The 17,852-nt window shown below is 55.6% G+C and carries 17 protein-coding genes; 11 read left to right on the top strand and 6 right to left on the bottom strand.

Features of this window, described 5'->3' with window-relative positions; translation table 11 throughout:
• Positions 1–38 precede the first annotated feature (38 nt).
• Together J2T58_RS03785 and ileS are read left to right on the top strand one after the other, a co-directional pair.
• Complete coding sequence (locus tag J2T58_RS03785) at positions 39–2,768, top strand: cation-translocating P-type ATPase (protein ID WP_253487536.1); 2,730 nt, start codon at positions 39–41, stop codon at positions 2,766–2,768.
• Between the two features lie 69 nt (positions 2,769–2,837).
• On the top strand, positions 2,838–6,032 hold the full coding sequence (gene ileS / locus J2T58_RS03780; protein ID WP_253487535.1) for an isoleucine--tRNA ligase: 3,195 nt from the start codon (positions 2,838–2,840) through the stop codon (positions 6,030–6,032).
• Here the strand turns inward: ileS and J2T58_RS03775 are convergent.
• Positions 6,018–6,743: a tRNA(His) guanylyltransferase Thg1 family protein gene (locus tag J2T58_RS03775; RefSeq protein WP_253487534.1), complete on the bottom strand. Its 726-nt coding sequence runs from the start codon at positions 6,741–6,743 to the stop codon at positions 6,018–6,020. The two genes, ileS and J2T58_RS03775, sit on opposite strands and share 15 nt — an antisense overlap.
• Positions 6,740–7,012, bottom strand: a complete 273-nt coding sequence (locus tag J2T58_RS03770) for a PRC-barrel domain-containing protein (protein WP_253487533.1) — start codon at positions 7,010–7,012, stop codon at positions 6,740–6,742. The genes J2T58_RS03775 and J2T58_RS03770 overlap by 4 nt, the downstream gene beginning before the upstream one ends.
• Before the next feature lie 51 nt (positions 7,013–7,063).
• Between J2T58_RS03770 and J2T58_RS03765 the strand changes: the two genes are divergently transcribed.
• Positions 7,064–8,203, top strand: coding sequence for a CBS domain-containing protein (locus J2T58_RS03765; RefSeq protein ID WP_253487532.1), 1,140 nt, complete (start codon positions 7,064–7,066; stop codon positions 8,201–8,203).
• Here J2T58_RS03765 and J2T58_RS03760 read toward each other — a convergent pair.
• From J2T58_RS03760 to J2T58_RS03750, 3 genes are read right to left on the bottom strand one after another with little or no spacing between them, the layout of a single operon-like run.
• Positions 8,200–10,053: a molybdopterin biosynthesis protein gene (locus tag J2T58_RS03760; RefSeq protein WP_253487531.1), complete on the bottom strand. Its 1,854-nt coding sequence runs from the start codon at positions 10,051–10,053 to the stop codon at positions 8,200–8,202. The two genes, J2T58_RS03765 and J2T58_RS03760, sit on opposite strands and share 4 nt — an antisense overlap.
• Positions 10,047–11,249 carry a molybdopterin molybdotransferase MoeA gene (locus tag J2T58_RS03755; protein ID WP_253487530.1) on the bottom strand — a complete coding sequence of 401 codons (1,203 nt, stop codon included), beginning with the start codon at positions 11,247–11,249 and terminating at the stop codon, positions 10,047–10,049. Before J2T58_RS03755 ends, J2T58_RS03760 begins: the two co-directional genes overlap by 7 nt.
• The gene (locus J2T58_RS03750) at positions 11,246–11,422 is read right to left on the bottom strand and encodes a hypothetical protein (RefSeq protein ID WP_253487529.1); all 177 of its coding nucleotides are present in this window, start codon (positions 11,420–11,422) and stop codon (positions 11,246–11,248) included. Before J2T58_RS03750 ends, J2T58_RS03755 begins: the two co-directional genes overlap by 4 nt.
• 90 nt (positions 11,423–11,512) lie before the next feature.
• Between J2T58_RS03750 and J2T58_RS03745 the strand changes: the two genes are divergently transcribed.
• The 8 genes from J2T58_RS03745 to rpl12p all read left to right on the top strand — a co-directional run bounded on the left by J2T58_RS03745 (position 11,513) and on the right by rpl12p (position 17,185).
• On the top strand, positions 11,513–12,835 hold the full coding sequence (locus tag J2T58_RS03745) for a D-aminoacyl-tRNA deacylase (RefSeq protein WP_253487528.1): 1,323 nt from the start codon (positions 11,513–11,515) through the stop codon (positions 12,833–12,835).
• Positions 12,832–14,001 (top strand): cell division protein FtsZ, encoded by a 1,170-nt coding sequence (gene ftsZ / locus J2T58_RS03740; RefSeq protein WP_436262629.1) that lies wholly within the window; start codon positions 12,832–12,834, stop codon positions 13,999–14,001. Before J2T58_RS03745 ends, ftsZ begins: the two co-directional genes overlap by 4 nt.
• A gap of 6 nt (positions 14,002–14,007) precedes the next feature.
• Complete coding sequence (locus tag J2T58_RS03735; protein ID WP_253487527.1) at positions 14,008–14,217, top strand: protein translocase SEC61 complex subunit gamma; 210 nt, start codon at positions 14,008–14,010, stop codon at positions 14,215–14,217.
• A 5-nt stretch (positions 14,218–14,222) separates the two neighbouring features.
• Positions 14,223–14,696: a transcription elongation factor Spt5 gene (locus tag J2T58_RS03730; protein ID WP_253487526.1), complete on the top strand. Its 474-nt coding sequence runs from the start codon at positions 14,223–14,225 to the stop codon at positions 14,694–14,696.
• 140 nt (positions 14,697–14,836) lie between these two features.
• A complete protein-coding gene (locus tag J2T58_RS03725; protein ID WP_253487525.1) occupies positions 14,837–15,313 on the top strand; it encodes a 50S ribosomal protein L11 in 477 nt (158 codons plus the stop codon).
• Between the two features lie 59 nt (positions 15,314–15,372).
• On the top strand, positions 15,373–16,014 hold the full coding sequence (locus J2T58_RS03720) for a 50S ribosomal protein L1 (RefSeq protein ID WP_253487524.1): 642 nt from the start codon (positions 15,373–15,375) through the stop codon (positions 16,012–16,014).
• Positions 16,015–16,863: a 50S ribosomal protein L10 gene (locus tag J2T58_RS03715; protein ID WP_253487523.1), complete on the top strand. Its 849-nt coding sequence runs from the start codon at positions 16,015–16,017 to the stop codon at positions 16,861–16,863.
• A gap of 10 nt (positions 16,864–16,873) precedes the next feature.
• Complete coding sequence (gene rpl12p, locus J2T58_RS03710) at positions 16,874–17,185, top strand: 50S ribosomal protein P1 (protein ID WP_253487522.1); 312 nt, start codon at positions 16,874–16,876, stop codon at positions 17,183–17,185.
• A gap of 63 nt (positions 17,186–17,248) precedes the next feature.
• Here rpl12p and J2T58_RS03705 read toward each other — a convergent pair whose 3' ends face one another.
• Positions 17,249–17,851, bottom strand: a complete 603-nt coding sequence (locus tag J2T58_RS03705; protein WP_253487521.1) for a hypothetical protein — start codon at positions 17,849–17,851, stop codon at positions 17,249–17,251.
• Position 17,852: the final 1 nt, after the last annotated feature.

Genomic DNA, 17,852 nt, shown 5'->3' with positions numbered 1-17,852 from the left:
GGATAAAACGAATATCCGAAGAAGGCATATTGTGTAGTATGCCCTCAAAGCCGGTTCCTGAGGATCAACCTGATGGTGTATGGCATACGCTTGGGATCCGGGAGGTCCGGGATCGGCTTGAGACGGATGATGACGGCCTCACCGCACTGGAAGCGGCGCGACGATCGGAAGAGTATGGCAAAAACAGCCTCCCTGAGAGGAAACCAACCTCAAAAATTCGTATCTTCTTCAGGCAGTTTGCAAGCCCTCTCATTTATGTTCTCATCGCCGCTGGTGTCCTCTCGATAGCATTTGAAGACTGGACTGATGCGATCTTCATCTTCGCCGTCATCTTTTTGAATGCAGGTATCGGGTCCATCCAGGAGTGGAAGGCAGAGAAGAGTGCCGCCGCCCTTGTGCAGATGCTCAGGATTTATGCCCGGGTCAGGCGTGATGGGGATGAAGAGAAGATCTCTGCCGAGGATCTGGTTCCCGGTGATCTCGTCATCCTCGAGTCCGGGAGCAGGGTTCCTGCTGATCTTCGGATCATCTCCGCCTCTTCCCTTGCCATCGATGAATCCCTCCTGACAGGAGAGTCCGAGCCGACGAAGAAGAGGACGGTAACGTTACCTGAGGATACAGCAGTCGCCGACCGTCACAATATGGCGTATGCCGGAACAACCGTCGTATCCGGGCGGGGCACCGGTATCGTTACGGGAACCGGTATACGGACCGAGATCGGAAAGATTGCGGCCTCCGTCAGCAGCTCGGCGATGGGGAAACCCCCCCTCCTCATCCGGATGGAGGCGTTTGCACAGAAGATCAGCATCGCCGTCCTCTTTGCATCGGCCATCATCGCGGTTATTGTCCTCTCGCAGGGCGAACCTCCCCGTGAGGTCTTCTTCCTGGCAATCGCCCTTGCAGTTGCCGCGATACCGGAAGGCCTGCCTGTTGCCCTGACCGTCGCCCTTGCCATCGCAACAGGACGAATGGCTGAGCGGCATGTGATCGTCCGGCAGTTATCGGCGGTTGAGAGCCTTGGAAGCTGCACAGTCATCGCCAGTGACAAGACCGGAACACTGACGGTCAATCAGCAGACCGCCCAGGTCGTCATCCTTCCTGACGGCACCGAATGTACGGTATCAGGTGAGGGATACACCGGAGAAGGAGAGATCACGTATCCGGGGGATGTCGGTGCATCCTCTGCCAACCCCCTCCTCACGCTCGCCAAGGCTTCCATCATCGCAAATGAAGGAGATCTCAGGGAGCGTGATGGTGAGGGATGGCTCTCACATGGAGATGCGATGGATATCGCCCTCCTGGCCCTTGGGTTCAAGGCAGGCCTTGATCCGGCCGGAATCCGTGATGATATCGCAGTACTTGCAGAGATCCCGTTCTCATCAGAGAACAGGTTCACCTCTGTCTGGTATCAGGAAGGTGATGAACGGAGGGTTGCCGTCAAAGGGGCACTTGAGGTCATCCTCCCTGGCTGCAGGACGATGCTCACCGCTGAAGGGAGTCTGCCCATCGATACAGAGGCGATAGAGGCACAGATGGACTCTCTGACCGGGAGGGGATACCGTGTTCTTGCGGTAGCCGGGGGGCTCTCTGATCCCGAAGAGGTGAAGGGAGGCCCGCCCCCGCTCCTTGAACTCTACGGTCTCGTCGGTTTCATCGATCCCATCAGACATGATGTCTATGCATCCGTCCGTGAGTGCAGGGAGGCTGGTGTCGATGTTGTGATGATCACCGGTGATCATCCAAAGACCGCCCTTGCGATTGCACGGCAGCTTGCCATTGCTGATGATGAAGGGGATCTCATCACCGGCAGCGATCTTGCAGCGGTCGGCTCTCCTGACAGCCCTGCTTTCCTCTCAATGGTGCAGAACCGGCATGTCTTTGCACGGGTGAGCCCTGAACAGAAGCTCCATATCGTCAATGCCCTGAAGGCAGGTGGAGATTTTGTTGCTGTCACCGGTGATGGCGTCAATGATGCACCTGCCCTGCGGTCCGCGAATATCGGGGTTGCAATGGGATCGGGTACCGATGTTGCCAAGGATACCGCCTCGATGATCATCACAGACGACTCCTTCTCTTCGATCGTCGCCGGAATCGAGGAGGGGCGGTATGCCTATGACAATGTCAGGAAAGTGACCTACCTCCTCGTCTCAACCGGATTTGCCGAGGTTGCCCTCTTCATCGCGGCCCTTGCAATCGGCCTCCCCCTCCCCCTCCTCGCTGTCCAGCTCCTCTGGCTGAACCTTGTGACAAACGGGATCAAAGGAGTGACTCTTGCGTTTGAGCCCGGTGAAGCTGGTGCGATGCAGCGGCCTCCGCGCAGTCCCGACGAACCGGTCTTCAATGATGTGATGATGCGCCAGATCGTCGTTGCAGGCCTCACGATGGGGGGTGTTGCCCTTGCGAGCTGGTACTGGCTCCTGGGTGCCGGGTACTCCGAGAGCGAGGCGCGCAACCTCATCGTCCTCCTGATGGTGATGCTTGAGAACTTCCATGTCCTGAACTGCAGATCGGAGTACCGGTCATTCTTCCGGATCCCGATATGGACGAACCTCTATCTCTTCGGTGGGATCGTCGCCGCCCAGGTGATCCATATCGCCGCCATGTACACCCCCTTCTTCCAGGATGTCCTCGGCATCGCCCCCGTCTCTGCCTGGGAATGGGTGATGGTGATCCTCCTCTCCTCCAGCGTTCTGCTGGTAATGGAGATCTACAAATTCATCATAAACAGGAGGGGGACGGCGGAGGGTGATCACCTTGCCCCCTCCTGATGACTGTGGAAAACCCTTTGTCTGCCTCCACCCAACGTATACGAGAACAGAGCAGATCGAGGGATCCAGGTGGAAGACGTCACAGGCAGCTATACCCCGCATGGGGTTGAGGAGGAGGCACGGGCATTCTGGAGTGCTGAGGATACCTACAAAAAAGTAAAGGAACTGAGGAAAAACGGACGCCCATTCTTCTTTGTTGATGGTCCTCCCTATACCACAGGGTACATTCATCTCGGAACCGCTTGGAACAAGATCCTCAAGGATGCCATCCTGCGGTACCACCGGATGCATGGCCTCGATGTCATCGACCGCGCAGGGTATGATATGCATGGCCTCCCGATTGAGGTGCGTGTCGAGAACGAGCTTGGTTTTGAATCCAAAAAAGATATTGAGACCTTCGGGATCGGGAAATTCGTTGAAAAATGCAGGGACTTCGCCGTCACGCATAAAGAGATCATGAGCCGGCAGTTCTCAGATCTCGGGGTCTGGCTTGACTTTGAGAACCCGTATCAGACCATCTCGGATGACTATATTGAGGCTGCCTGGTTTACGCTCAAGCGTGTCAGTGAAGAAGGGATGCTTGAGCGTGGGTACCGTGTCGTCAACTGGTGCCCACGATGCGAGACTGCCATCGCCGATGCGGAGGTTGAGTACTGGGACGAGACCGATCCGTCGATCTATGTGAAGTTCCCGATACAGGGTCTCACCGATGAGTATCTCGTCATCTGGACGACGACACCATGGACACTCCCGGCCAATGTCGCCGTCGCCGTCTCTGCCGAGGCAGTATATGCACGGGTCCGCGCCATACGGGACGGGGCATCCGATATTCTCTGGATTGCCGAGGAGCTTGTCGAAGGTATCCTGAAGGCAGGCAGATACCAGGATTACGAGATACTCGGGACAAAGACGGGGTCTGACCTGGTCGGAACCGCCTATGACTCTCCGCTCCTTGATGCCGTCCCGATGCAGGCCTCGATCCCCCACCGCGTTGTCGCAGCCGATTTTGTTGCGATGGAGCATTCCGGGATGGTCCATATCGCTCCCGGCCATGGATGGGATGACTATGTCCTCGGAATGAAGGAGAATCTTCCGATCGTCTGCCCGGTCGATGGGACAGGGTCATTTACCGAAGAGGCGGGGGCATTTGCCGGCCGCCCGGTCAAGGAGCCCCAGACGAATAAGGATATTGTCAGGGCCCTTGGCCCGGCCCTCATCGCCGAGAAGAAGCTGACCCACCGGTACGGCCACTGCTGGCGGTGCAAGGCTCCAAACATCTTCCGTGCCACCTCACAGTGGTTCATCAGGGCAAGCGAGGCGAAGGAGAAGATGCTCACCTCTATCAGGGATGATGTGACCTGGTATCCTGACTGGGCGGGGAGTGCCCGGTTCCATGACTGGATTGACGGGGTGCGTGACTGGTGTATCTCCCGCCAGAGATACTGGGGGATTCCGATCCCGGTCTGGGTCTGCCCCTCCTGTGATGAATACACGGTCATCGGGAGATTCTCTGAACTTGAGGAGCGTTCAGGGATGGCCATCACCGACCCCCATCGCCCGATGGTCGATGCGATCACCATACCCTGTACCTGCGGGGGAACGATGCGGCGGGTCGAGGATATCTTCGATGTCTGGTTCGATTCAGGAGTGGCATCATGGGCAACACTCAGCTATCCGGGTGAGAAAGAGGCATTTGAGAAACTATGGCCTGCCGACTTCATCACGGAAGGGCAGGATCAGACCAGGGGATGGTTCTATTCGCAACTCTGCCTCTCTCAGATCGCGTTTGGGCAGCCGGCATACAAAAAGGTCCTGATGCACGGATTTGCCCTCGATGCACAGGGGAAGAAGATGTCAAAGAGCTTCGGAAACGTCGTCACTCCCGAAGAGGTCATCGGGAAATTCGGTGTCGATGTTCTGCGGTTCTATATCCTCTCTGCAAGTGCTCCATGGGATGATCTGAAGTTCAACTGGGAGGGTGTCCGGACGGTTCACCGGGCATTGAACATCCTCTGGAATGTCTACCGGTTCCCGATTCCGTATATGCGCCTCGACGGCTTTTCACCGGCGGCTGATGCAGACGGGGTCTATGATCCCTCTGCCATTGCTGTGATTGCGTCCTCGGGTGCGGTTGAGGATCGCTGGCTGATCTCCAGGATGAACTCACTCATCTCCGAATTCAGCGAGGCGATGGATGAGTACCAGATTCACCGGGCAACACGCCGTCTCCAGACCTTCATCGTCGATGATCTCTCCCGCTGGTATGTTCAGCTGGTCCGGCAGAGGATGTGGCTTGAAGAGGAGTCTGAGAGCAAGCAGCAGGCCTATGAGACGATGTACTATGTGATGCGGTCGCTTGTCCGGGTTGCCGCCCCCATCATCCCGCACCTCGCCGAGAAGATGTACAGAAACCTGAAGCTTGCCGGGGATCCGGAGAGTGTGCATATGCTCGACTGGGTGGCACCTGATGCGTCTCTCATCAATCCTGACATCGAAGGGGCGATGCGTGTCGTCCAGTCCTTTGATGATGCGATTGCCAATGCGAGGCAGGCCGGAAAGAGGAAACTCCGCTGGCCGGTCGGGGAGGTTATCATCGTTACAGAGAGTGATCAGGTGAAAGAGGCCATCGACTCTCTCCTCACCCTCTGCAAGGCACGCGCCAACTGCAGGGATATCACCGTCGTCTCCGGAACATGGGATCGGATCCTCTGGACCGCTGAGCCGCAGATGAAGAAGATTGGTCCGGAGTTTGGGAAAGAGGGCCCGCTCCTGAAACGTGCCATTGAGGAGGCTGACGGGACCGCCCTTCGTGCGCAGATACAAAAAAGTGGTTCGGCAATGATCCCAATCGGGGATCGTGAGGTTGCAATAACACCGGATCACGTTGCCTTCAGTGAAAAGCTACCGGAAAATGTATTCTCAGCGCAGATGCCCGATGCGACGATCTACATCGATGTCACCCTCACCGATGATCTCGAGGCGGAAGGATATGCACGCGAGGTGATCCGGCGTGTTCAGGAGATGCGCAAACAGATGGATCTTGCCGTTGAAGAGACGATCAGGGCGACGATCTTCATCGGAGAACCGCGTATTCTCGGGCTCCTTGAAGGGTCCGGGGACTGGATCGCCGGAGAGATCCGGGCATCATCTCTCCTCTTTACCCGGGAGAAGGGTGATGATCATGGATCCGGCGGTCTCGCAACAGAATGGGATATTGAAGGGATACCCGTTCGGATAGCCCTTATTCCCTCAGATAAGGAGTGAAGAGAGGAGCTCCCTCCCCTCTTCCGTATGAAAGACCGGGGGGTTTCTGTCCGGGACGATCCGTGATCGTATTGTCACCGTCTCTTCTCCGGTTACCGGATTATACCCCTGATACTCTTCTTCTCTTCTGCAGACGATGATCCCCCGCCTCTGCCATGCGGGTGTCTCTGCAAGGTTTATCCCCCGCGAATACATCATCTCATGCATCGCCGGTGTGTTCATCCTGTGGAGTCTCTCCTGGGCTTCTGCCGGTGAGTACCCTTCTTCTCCGAGTGCCCACTGGCAGTATGCATTATTGTGGTTTCTCCACGCCTCCTTCTGTCTCCAGATGAGATACTCAACGGCAATATCATCAGATACCGGTATGATGCGTGCATCAAATGCGACCGGCTCTTCTAATCCGAGGCTCAGGGTCAGCGCGCTTGCAGCATATGATGCGGCAACCGAATCGAGCTTCTCGATACGCCCCTCGAATGGAAGCGTTCTGAGAAAGAGATTGATCTCATCGGAGAAGGTATAGGCGAACTGGAATGAGAGGCCGCTCCTTCCAAGAAGGAGCGATGCAACCGCCTCCATTGCCTCTGCAAGCCTCAGATCAAACGGTTTGGTGAGCGCCAAAGCCCGGGCTGTACTGCGAAATGATCGCCCGTCCAGCCTGATGAAGCAGGGGGCAGTCGTCCGAAGTGCAGAGAAGATCTCCCGGTCCTTCATTCAGACTGGTCCCGAGCGGCAGACGTCTTGAATGCCCCAGGAATATGACGGATCAGAACAATATCGGATACTTCCTTTATGAGGCGATATGGTATCTTGACACCCTTAAACGCCTTCAGATCGATAATATCGGGATTAATCTTTGTGATTGCAAGTGATGCCATCTTCTTGTTATCGACATCAATAATGACATCCTCGACATTGCCGATGAAGACTGCTCTGTCGGTGTAGACGCTCATGCCAAAGAGATCGGTAATCTGCCACTTCATAGCTATCTGTTCAAGATATATACTAAATACTTAAAAAAGATAATCCTTTTCATGGATGGATCGCTGGAGATAGGAAGGGTTTTTGGCATACCTGTTCGTCTACATTTCACATTTTTACTCGTCATCCCTCTCTTTGCATGGATCATCGGCAGCCAGATCGGCCTGACCGTTGACCTGATCGAAGGTTTATTCGGAATACCGATTGATCGGACGATTATCACACAGGAATATATCCCGTATATCCTGGGTGCACTGGTTGCGCTCTCACTCTTCTTCTGTGTATTTGTCCACGAACTCGCCCATTCCCTTATCGCACGAGCCAAAGGCATCAAAATCAACTCGATCACCCTGATCATCTTCGGCGGTGTCGCCTCGATGGAGGAGACCCTCCCTGATCCGAAGGTTGAGCTCCCGATGGCACTTGCCGGCCCCCTGACGAGCCTTGGCCTTGGGATTCTCAGTTTTATCCTCGTCTATGTCGTCGATGCTGTCGTCATATCTGCGCCGGTCGCCGGGGTCCTCGTCTATGGTTTTGGCTATCTTGCGCTCCTCAATGTCCTCCTCTTCGGGTTCAATCTCCTCCCCGCATTCCCGATGGATGGAGGGCGCGTCCTCCGTGCATGGCTCGCAAAACGGATGCCCCTTCATCAGGCGACCCGGATCGCCTCAGATATCGGACGCGGATTTGCCATCCTTTTTGGTATCGTCGGACTTCTCTCCTTTAATTTCCTCCTGATCATCATCGCCTTCTTCATCTATGTCGGTGCAGGCCAGGAGTCCTCGATGGTGACGACCAACTTCCTCCTCCAGGATGTGAGTGTCGGTGAGATCATGTCCACTGATCTCCGCGTTGTTGAACCAACGATGCCCCTGCATGAGGTGATCAGGCTGATGTACTCGACAAAACACCTCGGTTTTCCTGTTGTTGACAGGGGAGAGCTGATCGGGATCATCGCACTTGCAGACATTCACCGGACCGGGGAGATCGACCGTGAGGCGATGCAGGTCCGCGACGTCATGAGCCGCCAGCCGGTTACGACGCTTCCGCCGACGGCATCCGTCACCGAGGCGCTGAAGATTATGGCGATGCAGAATATCGGCCGGATCCCTGTCGTCGAGGACGGCCAGCTGATAGGTATCGTCACCCGGACCGATATCCTGACTGTGCTTGAATTAAAAGAGATGAATTAGAGGTGGAGGGTCTGCAGAGTACCGGTCTCGCCGGTCCTGTACCCTCCCATCCCGGAGAGGATCGATCTGAAGGCGTCGGATCCGATGGTTTCTATGAGCGCAGAGATCCGGGGGTCCAGAAGATCCTCGGTCATGATCGCCAGCTCATACCGTTCGGTGCCTATCGGAACAAAGGAGAGGCCTGCTGTCTCTGCTGCAGATGCGACACAGAGCCCGGTATCTGCCTCCCCGCTCTTCACAGCGAGGGCGACAGCGAGGTGTGTCGTCATCTCACGGTCGTATCCCGTGATTGATCCGGGATCGATTCCTCTCTCCTTCAGAAGGTGATCAAGGAGCATCCTGGTTCCGGATCCCTTCTGCCGGTTGACGAACGAGGAGGTGGTGATATCCTCAAACGAGAGGCCATCCCGCGATGCGATCCCCTGCTCCCGCTCGGCGACACAGATGAGTGTCACCTCCTCACCAGGGAGATACCGCTCCAGGTACCGGAGGTTGTAGGTTCCATCTGGTGCAAGAAGATGCATGGGTGCCGCATGGCAATGCCGCCGCTTCAATGCCAGCACCCCGCCCATGCTTCCGACATGTGCCGAGTGGAGAGGGAGCGGTGCAAGGAGATCAGCCATCCGGTCAAGGGCGGGATCATGGCTTCCTGCAAAAATGAGGCCGGATCGGATCGCCTCTTCAGGGACAGAGAGCGCTATATCAACCTCCTGGCCCGTCTCTGCCCCTTCGCTATCCCGGGGAATCCGTAGTACTCCGTTTGATCGGACAGCGCTCATCTGGACACCGGCACCCCGGGAGAGGGGTGTGGCGATCAACCTGCCGGCAACCTCGCCTGCCGTCATCAGGACAAACTCGTCTGTACCGATATCTGAAGCGAGTGTTCTGGTAAGTTCGGCTTGTATGGTCCCATAGTCCGGAGCACTGCCTCCTGCCATCCTGATGACGGGGGTGATGATCTCACGGATGATCGTCAGGGCGGAGAGTGGATAGCCGGGAAGACCGATGATCGGCGTTGCATTGACCCTTCCGATGATCACCGGTTTTCCGGGTTTGATCGCGACACCATGGATGAGGACCTCCCCAATCTCTTCGATGATCCGGGCGGTATAGTCCTTCGTCCCCTTTGACGATCCCGCGGATACTATCACAAGGTCACAATTCTCCGCGGCCTCGCTGATCGCAGACCTGATGGCATCCGGCTCATCTGCCACCGGGGGATAGAGGACCGCGTCGATACCCAGGGACCTGAGGTGGGCTGCCGCCATCAGGCAGTTGCTCTCAACGACCTGGCCGGGTAGGGGGCGCTTTCCATGGGGGACAAGCTCGCTCCCGGTCGGGATCAGCCCTGCCCGGATGGTGGAGACGGCGAGGTCGGTGACCCCGTACGCGGCGAGTGCCCCGACATCATGATACAGGATCCGATGGCCCCGCGGGATGGCCATCTCAGATTCGGCGATATCTTCTCCGACCGGCCGGACATGCTGCCAGGGGGCGGCCGGCCTTCGGATGGCATACTTCCCTTCCAGCTCTTCGACATCCTCGATCATGATCACCGCGTCAGATCCCGGAGGGAGGACATTTCCTGTATTGACCCGGACGGCATTGTCAGGGACAACCGGCTTTTTATCTGTTGCTCCCGTCGTATCCTGTGATCGGACCGCAATCCCGTCCATTGCCGAGAGGTGGGCCTCCGGCACCGAATAGTATGCAAAGACCGGTTCTGCCGTAACCTTCCCGACACTCTCAAGGAGCGGGATCCTGGTGATCCGCTTCTGTGGAGGGCATCGGGTCATGATGGTCTCTACCGCCTCTTCGAGGGAGACGAGGGAGAGGTACCTGTTCACCACAGGATCACCTCCACAGCTGCCCCCTGCTCATATCCCTCTGAGGAAGCCGGCACAATCACATACCCGTCACTCTGGACAAGGGTATGGAGCAGCCCGGACTTTGAGAAGAGGGGGTGTGCCTCCCCGTCATACAACCGGACCCGGACATAATCCTCTCTCCCCCTCGCAGACGGAATGCCTGCCGTGAGGGTGGCAGGGATTGATCGTAGTGGCATCTGCCGGCCGCTCATCGCCGCAAGGAGGGGTGCGGCAACCGCAAGGAGGACGATGAATGCCGATGACGGATGCCCGGGGAGTCCGATGACGGGGCGGCCGGCGACATCGCCGATGATTGTTGGTTTTCCGGGTGAGATGGCGATTCCGTGAACGAGTACCTTTCCAAGCGCCGCAATCACTTGTGCTGATGCATCCCGCTCATCTTTTGAGCTCCCGCCGGAGATGAAGACGGCATCAGCACGTTGTACCGCCTCCTGAAGTGCGGATGTGAGGTCTGCAGGATTGTCCCTGATGATGCCGCATGAGACCGGGATACAGCCGCACTGCCTGATGAAGGTCTCGCAGACGATGCTGTTGACATCCCGCACCTGGCCAGGCAATGGATCTGCGGTCGGAGGAATAAGTTCGTCTCCTGTTGCAATGACCGCGATCCGCGGTACCTGCCTGACCGGGAGGGAGAGGATACCTGCGGCGGCAAGGACACCGGCATCCTGGGGGAGAATCCTTCTTCCGGCCTGAAGGATCACCTCGCCCCTGGTAAAGTCCTCGTCAGGTGCGACGATATTCTCACCTGAGGCCGCTGGTCTGTTCACCAGAACCTGATCTCCCATCTCCTCGGTGTATTCTATCATGACGACGGCATCGGCGCCCTTTGGCACCATTCCGCCCGTCGGGACATATCTGCATGAACCAGGCCCGATCTCCCCCGGATCTGATGATCCCATCTCGACCCTCCCGGTGCTGAGGAGCATTGAGGGGAGTGCCTCACCTGCTCCGGCGGTGTCTGAAGCGGTGACGGCATATCCATCGACGATTGACCGGGCAAAACCCGGCATATCATCTGGTGCGGTGATATCCGAACCGAGAATGCGAAACGGGGCCTCTTCCAGTCCAACCATCTCGACACCGGGATCCGGTGCGATGGCAAGGAGCGACGTGATCGCCTCTGCAACCGGAATGACCCGGAGAAACCTGCTCATTTGAAGCAACCCAGCTGGCAACCACGAATTTTGATCCCGTTTTTGTTGCAGTACCGGGAGATATCGAACTTCTCTATGCCGTACTTCTCGGAGATGGCAAATGCCATCTCACACTGGATCTCTTTCTCGATTCCTTCGGCTTTGAATGCCTCTGCTACTGCATCTGCTGACATACAAGTATCGTTGTGTTCCTATGATATAGCATTTACAGATCGGACAGGAAGAGCAGGACTCATTACCGTGCAGAGCGTACGTTTCCCGGTATGGTTACAGCGCTTCTTTACTCACGGATCGATCCGGCAGGTGTATTGATACATGCTGCAATTCATGATCTCATCGATGAGGAGGGAGAGGCGGCATGGCCTCTCCTCTCCGATGGCATCATCATTCATGAGATTGAGGGGCGGCTCATCTACGAGCGCGGACTTGATCAGAAGGTGGATGCCGATCGGATCATCTTCCTCTCCCGCCATACCAGCACCCGCCCTGAGCCTGTCCTGACGGTTCATGTGACCGGGAACTTCGGTGAGGCTGCGTATGGGGGAGAACCCGACGAACTTGCCGCTGCTGATCCCGGGATGATGCAGGCTGTACTGAAGAACCTTCTCCAATTTGCACCTCCCGGCTACCGTGCCGGGTATGAGGTGACACACCATGGCCCGTCTGATCTGACAACCCCGTCCCTCTTCGTTGAGGTTGGTAGCACCGAGGTGGAGTGGCATGATACCAGGGCTGCACGGGCCGTCGCAAAGAGCGTCCTTTCTGCAGTACCCGGAGCCGATGCAATCCCGATGATCGGGTTTGGCGGGACGCATTATGCGGTGCGGCAGTCGACCATCGCCACGGAGACACGCGGGGCATTTGGCCATATCGCCCACTCCCGGGAGGCCGGAAGCCTCACCATTGATACTGTCCGTCGGATGGCGGAGAGGAGCGGGGCTGTCGCCGGATATATCGACAGGAAGTCGGTCTCCACATCTGATGCACATCATATCACTGCCCTCCTCAGGGAAGCAGATCTCCGCATCCTCTCAGAAGGTACGCTTCGGGCTATGGGTGATATTCCATGGAATATCTGGTGTAGCGCCTCAGATCTTGCAGAAAAGGCGGCCCCCGGCTCAAAGATGAGCAATCATGGGATCGATCAACATGAGGAACTCACCATCATCTCTCTTCCGGATACCCTCCTCAGCGAGGCGCTCAGGTATCACCCTGAAGAGTTCATATCCTCCCTTAATACCATCACTCCATGCATCAGGCTTGAGAAAGGGGGGGCTCCTGCCCTCCCTGACTTTATCGGGTATCGTGAGAGCGGATCACAATTAGCAAGTGATTTAATAACCCTGTGTGTACAACAGATTACGAAACATCATAATTCTGTCATGGAGGGTGATCGCCTTATCATCAGAAGAGATCGTTTCAACCCTGAGTACGCGCGTAAGCTCGGGGTACCACCTGGCCCGCTCTTCGGCAGGCTTGCCAACGGGCAGACTGTCACTGTCGGAGATCGGGTCATCAGGCCGGCTATGGTCTGTTCCTGTGAGGTACAGGAGATACAAATCCCGGGATTGGAGAGTTATACATGAGATCAATCGTGGAAGAGGCATTATCACGGAAGAAGATTGAGGAGGCTGAAGAGGCAGCTTCCCACCCATCATCATATGAAGGCACCCCTGTAGTAGACGCTCCCGAGCGCTCAGAGCATGTCGGAGAGATGGATGATGACGACTTTGATGATATCCTTCAGAGTCTCCGTACCATCATCACCGTCGTCGGATGTGGCGGCGGCGGGTCAAATACCATCACCAGGATGTTTGAGGAGAATATCCATGGTGCACGGATGATCGCAGTCAACACCGATGCACAGCATCTTGCGATGACCCGTGCTGACAAGAGAATTCTGATCGGCAGGCAGACGACGAAGGGGCTTGGTGCAGGCGCTGTTCCCCGACGTGGTGAGGAGGCCGCCATCGAAAGTGAGGATGATATTCATAAGAACATCACCGGAAGCCACATGGTCTTCGTCACCGCCGGCCTTGGCGGGGGTACCGGCACCGGCTCTGCGCCGATCGTTGCAAAAGCAGCACGGGAAGAGGGTGCCCTGACGATCGCCGTCGTGACACTCCCGTTCACTGCAGAGGGTGCAAACCGTATGGATAATGCGGAGCTTGGTCTTGAACACCTGAGGGAGGTTGCAGATACCGTCATCGTTGTTCCAAACGACCGGCTCCTCGAGGTTGTTCCCCGCCTTCCACTCTCTACCGCCTTTAAGGTTGCAGATGAAGTCCTGATGAAGGCTGTGAAGGGGATCACCGAGCTGATCACCCTCCCCGGACTTGTCAATCTCGACTTTGCAGATGTCCGCTCGGTCATGGAGCAGGGTGGCATTGCGATGATCGGGATGGGCGAATCCGATTCTGAAGATAAGGCGATCGACTCGGTCAAGAAGGCCCTCCGCTCTCCCCTCCTCGATGTTGATATATCCGGAGCCACGGCCGCACTCGTCAATGTCGTGGGTGGACCGGATATGACGATGTCCGAGGCAGAAGGTGTGGTTCAGGAGATTTACGAGAGGATTGATCCAAATGCCAGGATCATCTGGGGTGCCCAGATAGACCCGGCGATGCAGAACCGGATGAGGACGATGCTCATCGTCACCGGTGTCCAGTCCCCGCAGATATATGGAAAGGCCGATTATGCCGCAGGCTCATCGCGCCTCCACAAACAGTATGATATCGATTTTCTCAAGTGATGTACCATGGATATGCCTGAATTCAAGAAACCGAGCCTCAAAGGTCTTAACCTGAATGAGGAGTTATTTCGTAAGTATATCCGTGTCCTGAAACTGGCACGGACCCCGACCAAGGAAGAGTTTTCAAAGATCGCCCTCGTTGCAGGAATTGGTATTCTGATCATCGGGCTGATCGGATTTATCCTCTATGAATTCATGCTCATCCTCCCCTCCTGATCACCATGACCGAGGCAGATAATCATTACTACGCCATCAAGACGACCTCCAAACAGGAGCGTGCGGTTGCGGACTCGATATTTCGCACCATTGAGCGGAGGCTTCTTGATATCAAAGTCAGTGCGGTCATCGTCCCCGAAGAACTGAAAGGCTACGTCATCGTCGAGTCTCCCGAGAAGCATAGCAGGATACAGGAGCTGGTGGAGAGTATTCCAAGTGCCCGTTCTGTCGTTCCTGGCGAGACGAGCCTTGAAGAGGTTCAGCATTATCTCGTACCAAAACCGGTTGTATCAGGTATCGAAGAGGGTACTATCGTCGAACTCATCGCCGGACCGTTTAAGGGTGAAAAAGCGGTTGTCAAACGGATTGATATCGGCAAAGAGGAGATTACCGTCGAACTGTATGAGAGTATCGTTCCAATCCCGATCACCGTCCGCGGAGACCATGTCAGGGTCATCGAGCGGAAGGGTGAAGACTAATTCTCTGCGCCGGGGAGTTCCTCTTCTCCTCTCTCTTCTCATCTCAGCCGATGATATCCCATCATCTTTATCTTATCTGCCGTTGACATATACAGACCACAGCTGAGAGCCCTTGTATGGGCTGTCGGCATGGTGATACTATGGCAGAAACTGTCGAGGTACTGGTACCCGGCGGTAGAGCGACCGCAGGCCCGCCACTGGGCCCTGCGCTGGGTCCTCTCGGCATCAACGTGAAGGCCGTCGTCGACGAGATCAACTTGAAGACGAAGGAATTCAACGGAATGACTGTGCCTGTTACGGTGGAGGTCGACGATAAGAAGAACTTCACCATCTCGGTGGGTATCCCGCCGACGACAGCACTGATTCTGAAAGAAGTTGGTTCCGAGAAGGGGTCATCAAGCCCCAACACCCAGCCGGTTGGTAATCTGCCGCTCGAAGCGATCATCCGGATCGCTCGCATGAAACAGGAGTCGATGCTCTCCTACGACCTCAGAAATGCGGTCAAGGAAGTGATCGGTACCTGTCGCTCCGTTGGAGTGACGGTCGAAGGCATGAAGTCGAAAGACGCAATTGCCGCGATCGATGCGGGCCAATTCGATGATCAGCTGAACGCATAGACATAGAGACAACCATAGGAGATCGCATACGCGGTCGAAGACTATGGAGGCATCATCAAATGGTTGATAAAACCCAAATTCTCAAGGCCGTATCCGAGGCTATCGAACTGGCGCCAGAGCGGAAGTTCCGTGAGAGTGTCGACCTGACGGTCAACCTCAAGAACATCGACATGGCCCAGCCGAAAAACCGTATTGATGAGACGATTCTTCTGCCTGAGAGTGCAGGCACCAAAAAGATCGCGGTCTTGGGCAAGGGAGAAATAACTTCACAGGCGAAAGAAGCGGGTGTTGATATCATCATCGGCCCCGAGGAGATCGAACGCCTGGGAGGTGCTCCACGTGAAGCCAGACAGGTTGCATGTGAGTACAACTTCTTCCTTGCAGAGACTGCCGTTATGCCACTTGTTGGCCGATGGTTAGGTCCACGACTTGGTCCACGCGGCAAGATGCCGATGCCGATCCCACCGGGACAGGATATCAGACCCATTGTTGAGCGTCTGCGTGGTTCCATCAGGGTCCGGACAAAGGATAAGATGAGTTTCTCGGCCAAGGTCGGGACGACTGAGATGTCGCCTGAACAGATAACCGAAAATATCAACACTATCCTGAAGAGAGTTGAGTCAAGCCTTGATCAGGGGCCACAGAATATCCGCTCGGTCTTCGTCAAGACGACGATGGGCCCTGCAGTGAGGGTGATCTAGATGGCAGTGTACACACGCCACCTTCCTCAGTGGAAGCGGGACGAGATTGAAGAAGTGAAGAAGAACGTAGGGGAGTATGGCCTTGTGGGTCTCATTGACACATACGGCATTCCCGCTACACAGTTCCAGCAGATTCGTCGGAATCTTCGGGCTACCACAGAGATCAAAGTGATGCGAAACACGCTCATTGAGCATGCGTTCACAGAACTTGGTGGCAGCTTTGAGGATCTGAAAGAACATATCACCGGCCACTCTGCACTGATCTTCACAAATGATAATCCTTTCAAGCTCTTCAAAGCCCTTGAGCAGACGAAGACGAAGCGTACCGCCAAAGCCGGCGAGATCGCTCCTGAGGATATCGTTGTTGCAAAAGGACCAACCAGCTTTAAGCCAGGTCCGATTGTCAGTGAGCTCCAGCAGGCAGGCATCCCTGCGACCATCGAAGGCGGAAAGGTCAAGATTCGAGAGACAAAGACGATTGTAAAGGCTGGAGAGCCTGTCGACCGTAAACAGGTCGGAATTCTTGCAAAACTCGGTGTTGCACCGATGGATGTTGGTCTCTCCCTTCACGTCGCTCTGTATCAGGATCAGCTGTACTTCCCCGACGTACTTGGCATCGACGAGACTGAATATTATAACAAGCTCGTTCTTGCTGTCCAGCAGGCATTCAATCTCTCGGTTAATGCAGCCTATCCGACTGCGTTTACCATCGAGGCGATCATTGGAAAGGCTGTCCGTGATGCACGCGGTCTCGGTATAGAGGCTGCTATCTATGAGAAGGCCGTCATTGACGAGATCATCTCAAAGGCATACAGACAGATGAACACAATCAAAGCATTAGTAGAATAGGTGACGAATTATGGAGTATATCTACGCTGCTCTCTTATTGCACTCTGCAGAAAAATCAATCGATGAAGAATCCGTCCAGGCAGTTCTCTCTGCCGCAGGTATCGCTGTTAACGAATCCCGTGTGAAGGCACTCGTCGCCGCCCTTGATGGCGTTGATGTTGAGGAAGCCATCAGCAAGGCAGCTGCTGCACCAGTAGCCGCTGCCGCCGCTGCACCTGCAGCTGCAGCCGCCGCTGCACCTGCTGAAGAGGAAGAAGAAGAAGAGAAGAAGGAAGAGGAAGAAGAGTCCGGAATGGCCGGCCTTGGTGCCCTCTTCGGCTAAATTTTTTTTGATTTTCTATCCACAGACGATATCGTCTCGTTCTTGTATCTGTATTACAGGAGATCAGATACCTGCCTTCTGGGATGTGACAATCAGTTCCGTCTCGGCAATCTTCCTGCAGAGTTTTCTTCGCTTTCTAACCGGCCACCAGTCGTACAGGAAGAACTGAACCGGTCTCCAGAGTGCGACCCACCCGATGATGATCAGCGACTCGGCGATCAGCTCGGCAAGTGATCCCTGCTCGAAGATCTCATTGGCATGCTGGCTGATCGTCAGGCAGAGGAAGAGGAAGAGGATACCGATCACCATATTCTTCCGTTCCCGCTTCATCTGGACCGAGAGGGAGTGTTCAGCAAGCCCTCTGAGATAGAGGAAATGGTTCTTCACCGCCTTCCTCATATTCTCCGTCACCTCATGGGAGATGAGTTCGACAGGAAGATAGATGATGATCCGGACTTTCTGGTCGAAGGGGATCTCCTCAAACCATGAGTAGATGTACTCTTCTGCATCCGGGTCGAGTTCTTTTTCATAAAATGGAGCCGGATCAAGGGTATTGTAGAGCTGCATCACTTTGGTGAGCTTCAGCTCGACGAGTACTACCTCATCGGGATTATCCGGAGGATCTCCAAACTCTCTGATCTCCGGCTCATACTCGCGTGGGTCCATA

Origin of the sequence: Methanocalculus alkaliphilus, from assembly GCF_024170505.1 — an archaeon.
Classification (GTDB): Archaea; Halobacteriota; Methanomicrobia; order Methanomicrobiales; family Methanocorpusculaceae; genus Methanocalculus; species Methanocalculus alkaliphilus.
Note: the sequence above shows the minus strand (reverse complement) of the source record. Positions and strands in the feature narration are given on the sequence as shown.

Coding starts and splice junctions, on each gene's coding strand:
- J2T58_RS03735 (WP_253487527.1), top strand. CDS start 14,008: ATGGATATGCCTGAATTCAAGAAACCGAGCCTCAAAGGTCTTAACCTG.
- J2T58_RS03775 (WP_253487534.1), bottom strand. CDS start 6,743: ATGAAGGACCGGGAGATCTTCTCTGCACTTCGGACGACTGCCCCCTGC.
- J2T58_RS03750 (WP_253487529.1), bottom strand. CDS start 11,422: ATGTCAGCAGATGCAGTAGCAGAGGCATTCAAAGCCGAAGGAATCGAG.
- J2T58_RS03770 (WP_253487533.1), bottom strand. CDS start 7,012: ATGAAGTGGCAGATTACCGATCTCTTTGGCATGAGCGTCTACACCGAC.
- J2T58_RS03745 (WP_253487528.1), top strand. CDS start 11,513: ATGGTTACAGCGCTTCTTTACTCACGGATCGATCCGGCAGGTGTATTG.
- J2T58_RS03730 (WP_253487526.1), top strand. CDS start 14,223: ATGACCGAGGCAGATAATCATTACTACGCCATCAAGACGACCTCCAAA.
- J2T58_RS03720 (WP_253487524.1), top strand. CDS start 15,373: ATGGTTGATAAAACCCAAATTCTCAAGGCCGTATCCGAGGCTATCGAA.
- J2T58_RS03715 (WP_253487523.1), top strand. CDS start 16,015: ATGGCAGTGTACACACGCCACCTTCCTCAGTGGAAGCGGGACGAGATT.
- J2T58_RS03755 (WP_253487530.1), bottom strand. CDS start 11,249: ATGAGCAGGTTTCTCCGGGTCATTCCGGTTGCAGAGGCGATCACGTCG.
- rpl12p (WP_253487522.1), top strand. CDS start 16,874: ATGGAGTATATCTACGCTGCTCTCTTATTGCACTCTGCAGAAAAATCA.
- J2T58_RS03765 (WP_253487532.1), top strand. CDS start 7,064: ATGGATGGATCGCTGGAGATAGGAAGGGTTTTTGGCATACCTGTTCGT.
- J2T58_RS03725 (WP_253487525.1), top strand. CDS start 14,837: ATGGCAGAAACTGTCGAGGTACTGGTACCCGGCGGTAGAGCGACCGCA.
- J2T58_RS03705 (WP_253487521.1), bottom strand. CDS start 17,851: ATGGACCCACGCGAGTATGAGCCGGAGATCAGAGAGTTTGGAGATCCT.
- ftsZ (WP_436262629.1), top strand. CDS start 12,832: ATGAGATCAATCGTGGAAGAGGCATTATCACGGAAGAAGATTGAGGAG.
- J2T58_RS03785 (WP_253487536.1), top strand. CDS start 39: ATGCCCTCAAAGCCGGTTCCTGAGGATCAACCTGATGGTGTATGGCAT.